The following is a 6,427-nucleotide window of genomic DNA, read 5'->3' on the forward strand; positions in this document are numbered from 1 at the left end:
CCAGATACGCAATCCGCCGAATCGGCGTGAACAACGCCCCTAACGCAACCACCCCCAGCAGGCACAACGCCGCCGCCGTGAACAGCTGCGTCACGTCCAGCACCCGCAGCGCCGCCCCGGCTGCCGCCGAAGCCAGCGGTGCCAGCCCCATGACGATGAACATGAACAGCGCCATCGAGCGGCCCAGCATCTCCGGCGGGATGCGCTTTTGCAGCCAGCTGTAGACCGCGACCTGCACAAAGCCGCCCAGGGCGCCCAGTGGCAACAGCAGCAGCGCGCCCTGCCAGGCCGCATGCACATGGCCGAAGGCGAGGAAGACGCAGCCGGCGACGGTGTCGATCAGCAGCACCGTGCCGCCCAGCGTGGACAGGCGCCAATGCGGCTTCAGACCTGACACCGCCATGCCCGCCAGCGCGCCCAGGCCGTGCACGGCCAGCATTGCGCCCAAGGCCGCGGCGCCACCGGGCAGGCGCTCGGCGGCCAGCACCGGCAGCGCCACCTGGATGGGGCCGCCGACGAAGAAGGCTATTGCCGAGAAATACATGAAGAGGGCGCGCAGCTCGCGGTCCTGCCAGCAGCTCTTCAGCGACTCGGCAATGGCCGCGAAGACGGGCTGAGGCGGCCTGGCCTCGCTGGCTGCCACCTGCACGCGCGACAGCGTCCAGGCCGAGATCGCAAAGCTCAGCGCATCGAAGCCAAAGGCCAGTGCCAAGCCGTGGCCGCTCAGCGCCGGCTCGCTGCCCGCCGTCACCAGCAGGCCGGCCAGCACCGGCCCGAGCAGCAGCACCAGCTGGCGCGCGCCCATCAGCACGCCGTTGGCCGGCTGGATCAGCGTGGCCGGCACGGTCTGCGGCAGGATGGCGCTGCCGGCCGGATAGCTGAAGGCAGTCGCCAGGCCGATGGCCAGCGTCAGGCCATAGACCCAGGGCAGCGTGACCGCGCCCGTGGCGGTCAGCGCGGCCAGCAGGCCGAGCAGCGCGAAGTTGATCCACTTGGTCAGCAGCAGCACGGCCTTGGGCGAGTGGCGGTCCACCAGCGCGCCGCCAACCAGGATGAAGATGGCGCGCGGCAGGCTGCCCAGGGCCAGCACGGTGCCCAGCACCAGCGGGTCGCGGCTCAGGCCCATGACGAGCCAGGGCAGGGCCAGCAGCGTGAACTGGTCGCCCAGCATGGACAGCAGGCCGCCGCCGATGATCCAGCGGAAATTGGCGTTGCGAAAGAGGTCGCGGCGCGGGTCGCTCATGACTGTTCCCCGAGGGGCAATGTTTCTTTGGAGCGGCGCAGGTAGGCGATCAGTTCAGGCGTCACACCGGACTGGCGCGCCAGTTCGGGCTCGGCGGCATACATGCGCTGCATGGTGTCCTTCATGCCGGGCGCCACTTCCAGGAACTGCTTCTGCAGCGCCAGCCAGCGCCGCACCAGGGCCTGGACCTCGGGCGCGGCCGGGTCGAGGCCGGCGTCCATCGCCGCGCGAGCTTCTTTGATCAGCTGCGGCCATTCCAGCTCGACGGCGTCGCGCTCCGGCTCGGGGATGGCTTCCCATTGCCGGCGCATGGCGCGCAGCTGCTCCGGGCTGAACCAGCGCTCGTGCACGCGTCGGATGGCCATGGCGTCCAGCAGCACCTGCACCGCATCGCCGCCATCGCCCTGCAGTTCCAGCCGCTTGGCAGCATTGCGCAGCGTCAGCAGCAGGCTCTCCTGCGCCTGCAACTGAGCCTCGACCTGTTCGATCTGGGCCTGCAGCACGTCAGCCAGCGGCTGCGGCGCCTCGCCGTCCAGCAGCGGCGCTATGGCCTTCAGCGACAGGCCGGCGTCGCGCAGTGCCAGCACCCGGTGCAGGCGCAGCACGTCGGCTTCGCCGTAGCGGCGGTAGCCAGCTTCGCTGCGGCCCGAGGGGCGCAGCAGGCCGAGTTCTTCGTAGTGGTGCAGGGTGCGCACCGTCAAGCCGGCCCGTTTGGCCAGCTCTCCCACCGTGTAGTCCATATCCAGGCTCGTGCATGAAACGGGCCGGATGATGAAGCCTCACGTGACGTGAGGGTCAAGCGCCGCGCCATCGCGAGGCGTGGTGTCGCGATGCGGGGCGCTCAGGCCCAGACCTGGGGCGAATACTGATTGAAGACGCCGTTTGACCGTGAAGTCTTTGGCATTTCGAGCTGGCATGGGGTTTGCACTATGGCTTGTGCCGAGGCGACTGGCCTCGGGGAACCTAAGGAGTACCTCACCATGAAGACCTGGAATCTGCGACCCCTCACCCTGTCGGCCGCTCTGCTCGCAACCATGACGCTGACCGCGCCCGCGAGTGCCCAGGAACCCACCGTGCCCGCCATGACCGGCCGCGCCATGCTGCGCGACGCACGAGGCGAATTTCTGCTGGACGATGGCCGCACGCTGAAGGTCCATGTCGGCGTGCGCAGTCTGGGCGTCAGCCTCGACGAGAGCCCGCTGGAGACCTGGCGCGCCGAGAACACCGAGCTGCTCGTCAGCCCCGACGGCATGCGTCGCGTGCGCCTGTTCCGCAACGTCGACGGCAGCGTTGATCGCATCGCATTCGAGACCGACCGGATGCGCTGAGACGGCAAGTTATCCCAAGCCGGCGCGCGCTCGCGGAGTGCGCCGGCTTCGGCGGCATCTCTTCTCCATTCAGCGGCGAGGCTGGCCGTCCATCCACGCGGCGCGGATCTCGCGCCCGCAGTTCACCGAAGCCACCGCCGGCTTGTCGCTGGGGTCGTCGCCCAGGGCGCCACGGCGCTGCTCGCGAGCGACGATGCCGTAGAAGCGCCGGTCGGCGCTGATCCACGGATAGAAGCCGAAGGCGCCCGGGCTGCTGAAGGCACCGTCACCGACCTGCGGGTCGTCCTCCACCCAGTGGCCGAGGCTGTAGTGCCAGCTCTCCGTCGCAGGGATGGGCGTCTTCACGGCATCGCTCGGGCAGACCTGTGGGTTGGTGCAGACGGCCTCCTTGCCCAGCAAGCGGCCGAGTTGCAGCTGGCCGCCCAGCAGGGCGCGCAGCAGGCGGCTGTAGTCGGCCGCGCTGGTCTGGCCGCCGCCGGCCGGCATGGCCTGGCTGTAGCTGAAGGACCAGTCCGTGCCGAGCGTGGGTGCGAGCGACTGCCGCACCGCGAGGGCCAGACCCTCCGGGCCCAGCGAGCCCAGGCCCATCAGGATGGCGTGCTGCTGCATGTGGCCGCCGTTGTAGTCGAAGCGGTTTTCGGTGGCCGGATTGAGGCGGCCGCGGCCGTTGATGAGGCTTTGCTGGCAGGCCGCCACGCTCTGGTTCTGGCGGCAGACGTGGTAGTAGGTGTAGCCGGACTGGAAGTGCAGGAACTTGACGTCCTCGGCGCTGAGCTGGCCCTGGCGGCGCTCGGCCATGAAGGCGGCGTAGACCCATTTGGAGGCGGAGGCGATGGCCATCTCGGTGTGGCGCTCGGGGCCGTTTTCGCCGGCCTTGCCGCCGGCCAGCGGCTGGGTGGCGTTGCCGATCTCCCAATAGAAGGGCTGGGCGGCCACGCAGGCCGCAGACTTCTCGGCCGTCAACCGTGCGGCGCCGGCGCGCTGCAGTGGCGTTGGTTCGGCTTGAGCAATGAGCGGGGCGGCAATCAGCAGGGTGAGCAGGGTGAAGGCGGCGTGGCGCATGGCGATCTCCGTTTGAGGTGGGGCCATGCTGCCCAGCCGTGGCCGCGCAAAGGTTGCCGCGCGGGTTGCAGTGCTTGCAGGGCCTGACGGCGGGCGCGGCTTGCAACGGTTTGTCATTGTTTTCCGGCAAGGTGGGGGGCGGGCTTCTCCCTAACATCCCCCCATGAGCCGCATCCTGATCGCCGACGACGAGGCCGAGCTGCGCGGCCTGCTGCAGCGCTATCTGACCGAGCAAGGCCAAAGCGTGCGCGCCGTGCCCGATGCCGCCGCCGCCGCGCAACTGCTGGCGCGTGAGCGCTTTGACGTGCTGGTGCTGGATTTGATGATGCCGGGCGAGGACGGCCTGTCGCTGTGCCGGCGCCTGCGCGGCCAGGGCGAGACCATCCCCATCCTGATGCTGACGGCGCGCGGTGACCTCGTCGACCGTGTGCTGGGCCTGGAGATGGGCGCCGACGACTACCTGGCCAAGCCCTTCGCCCCGCGTGAGCTGCTGGCGCGCATCCAGGCCATGGTGCGTCGCCAGCAGCAGCTCGGTGCCCACCTCGGCCCTGCGGGCGAGGAAGCGGTGCGCTTCGGCGACTTCACCCTCTATCCCACGCAACGCCGGCTGGAGCGCGCTGGCGCGGCGGTGGAGATCAGCACCGTCGAGTTCCAGCTGCTGCGCGCGCTGGCCAGCCAGCCCAACCGGCCGCTGGGCCGCGAGAAGCTGCTGGCCCTGGCGCATGGCGACGAGCACGGCGTCAGCGACCGCAGCCTGGATGTGCAGGTCATGCGGCTGCGCCGCCTTGTCGAAGCCGACCCGAGCACACCGCGCCACATCCAGACGGTGTGGGGCCTGGGCTACGTCTTTATTCCTGAGCCGGGCGCGCAATGAAGTTCGGCCTGTCCACGCTGTTCGGCCGCAACCTGTGGCTCATCGTCTGCCTGATCGTGCTGGGCCAGTTGGTCAATGCGCTGGCCTATGCGCAGTTCGTCGCCCGGCCGCGTCTGCAGCAGTCGGCCGAGGCGACCGCGCGCAGCCTGYAGGCCGTCGCCGAAGGCATGCGCCTGTTGCCCGAGGCCGAGCGCGCCGGCTTCGTGGATCGCTTCAATGCGCGCGCCGGCTCGGGCCAGCAGCAGCGCTTGCTCGACCGGCCGACCTGGGTGGAGCGCGGCTTCCTGGCCGAACTGGCGATGCAACTGGGCCTGGAGCGCGGCGAGCTGCCGTGGCGGCGCGAAGCCAACGGCCTCATCGCGGTGCAACTGCCTGGCGCGCCGATCTGGCTGGTGCTGCCTGCCGTGCAGCCGGCTCACCATTTCGCGCGCACCTGGCTGATCGCCAGTGGCGCCAGTGCCTTGCTGGCCTTGCTCGGCGCCTGGTTGATCCAGCGCCGCATCAACCGCCCGCTGGCCCGCCTCGTCGACGCGGCCCGGGCGGTCGGTGCCGGCCAGCGCCGCTTGCTGCTGCCCACTGACGGCCCGGCCGAGACCGCGGCGCTGGCGCGCGGCTTCAACGACATGGCCGAGGCCCTGGCGCGCGACGAGGAGGAGCGATTGCTGATGCTGGCCGGCCTGTCGCATGACCTGCGCACGCCGCTGGCAAAGATTCGCCTCGCCAGCGAGTTGCTGCGTGGTTCTTTCGATCGAGCGGGCCAAGGGGACAGGGAACTGCTCGACACGCTGGACCGGAGCCTCCACGGCCTGGACGGGCTGCTGACCCAGTTCCTCGACTACGCGCGCGCCGCCCACCCCGCCGAGCAGGAGCTGCCGGCCGTGGACGTCGAGCTGCGCGAATTCYTGGCCGAGACGCTGGCCCTGGCGCCGGGCCTGCCGCAACCGGTGCTGGCCAATGGGCAGGCAGTGCATCGGCGCGCACGGCCGCAGGCGTTGCGCCGCCTCGTCCTCAACCTCATCGCCAATGCGCAGAACCATGGCGCGCCACCCATCGAGCTGGCCTGCGGTGAAAACGCCGGTGCCGCCTGGATCGAGGTGCGCGACCGCGGCCCGGGCATCGCGCCGGCCCGGGTCGACGATCTCAAGCGCCCCTTTCAGCGCGGCGACACGGCGCGCGGCGGCAAGCCCGGCTCGGGCCTGGGCCTGGCCATCGTCGAGCGCATCGCGCGGGCCGAGGGCGCCGAGCTCAGGTTGATGCCACGCGATGGTGGCGGCCTCATTGCCCGTGTCAGCTGGTCTGGATCGTGACGAAGCAGTATTCGAGCAGTCGCCAGTGCTGAGTTCAGCTCGCGTTGATCGTCACCGTCACGTTGCCCGTGCTCGTCTGGCCGAGGTTGTCCTTCAGCGTGATGACGAGGTTGGTGCGGCCGGCTACCGGGTTGGCCCAGTTCAGGGCGAGGCCGCTGCCGGTGGCTGAGAAGCTCATGCCGCTGGCGGCGCCGCTGATGCTGATGCTCAGCGAGCTCGCGCCCGGCGCCGAGTAGCCGATGGTGGCGGCGAGAGCCTTGCCGGCCGTGCCGCGCAGGCTGGTGGTCGTCAGCGTGGGGCCGCTGCTGGTCGTCGGCGTGGGGGTGGTCGTCGAGGTCGTGACGCTGGCGCCGCTGAGGCTGCTCAGCAGGGCGCTGACATTGGGCGTGCCCCAGCCGGTCGGGGTGTCATAGCCGGTCTTGGCGGTGCAGCTCGTGCATGTGCCGTTGCTGCCGCTGGCCACGTCCTTGAAGGCGGCGGCGTATTGCGTCGGCACGGCGCCGATCTGCTGGTAGAGGGCGGCGTGAGGCTGGCCGAGCAGGGCCTTGCTGGCGGCGGCGCGCATCGCGTTGGCCACGGCCAGCAGGCCGGCCCATTGCGGCGTGGCCAGGCT

General features: G+C 70.3%; 6 protein-coding genes and 1 pseudogene. 3 read left to right on the forward strand and 4 right to left on the reverse strand.

Features of this window, described 5'->3' with window-relative positions:
- Window positions 1–1,243 (reverse strand): MFS transporter (locus tag AC1DU6_RS16460; RefSeq protein ID WP_477858365.1); only part of this gene is annotated, 1,243 nt, incomplete at its 3' end.
- On the reverse strand, window positions 1,240–1,983 hold the full coding sequence (locus AC1DU6_RS16465; protein ID WP_457321141.1) for a MerR family transcriptional regulator: 744 nt from the start codon (window positions 1,981–1,983) through the stop codon (window positions 1,240–1,242). The genes AC1DU6_RS16465 and AC1DU6_RS16460, both read right to left, overlap by 4 nt.
- Before the next feature lie 240 nt (window positions 1,984–2,223).
- Between AC1DU6_RS16465 and AC1DU6_RS16470 the strand changes: the two genes are divergently transcribed.
- A complete protein-coding gene (locus AC1DU6_RS16470; protein ID WP_457321139.1) occupies window positions 2,224–2,571 on the forward strand; it encodes a hypothetical protein in 348 nt (115 codons plus the stop codon).
- Between the two features lie 69 nt (window positions 2,572–2,640).
- On the opposite strand, the gene AC1DU6_RS16475 is transcribed toward AC1DU6_RS16470, so the two are convergent.
- Window positions 2,641–3,633, reverse strand: a complete 993-nt coding sequence (locus AC1DU6_RS16475) for a serine hydrolase domain-containing protein (protein WP_457321137.1) — start codon at window positions 3,631–3,633, stop codon at window positions 2,641–2,643.
- A 163-nt stretch (window positions 3,634–3,796) separates the two neighbouring features.
- Here AC1DU6_RS16475 and AC1DU6_RS16480 point away from each other — a divergent pair, with 163 nt between their 5' ends.
- Together AC1DU6_RS16480 and AC1DU6_RS16485 are read left to right on the forward strand one after the other, a co-directional pair.
- Complete coding sequence (locus AC1DU6_RS16480; protein ID WP_457321135.1) at window positions 3,797–4,507, forward strand: response regulator; 711 nt, start codon at window positions 3,797–3,799, stop codon at window positions 4,505–4,507.
- The gene (locus tag AC1DU6_RS16485; RefSeq protein WP_477858367.1) at window positions 4,504–5,814 is read left to right on the forward strand and encodes an ATP-binding protein; all 1,311 of its coding nucleotides are present in this window, start codon (window positions 4,504–4,506) and stop codon (window positions 5,812–5,814) included. The genes AC1DU6_RS16480 and AC1DU6_RS16485 overlap by 4 nt, the downstream gene beginning before the upstream one ends.
- Window positions 5,815–5,848: 34 nt before the next feature.
- Here AC1DU6_RS16485 and AC1DU6_RS16490 read toward each other — a convergent pair.
- Window positions 5,849–6,427 (reverse strand): annotated as a pseudogene (locus AC1DU6_RS16490) (peptidase S53); the annotation flags it as partial.

This window comes from Roseateles sp. P5_B10 (genome assembly GCF_056400485.1).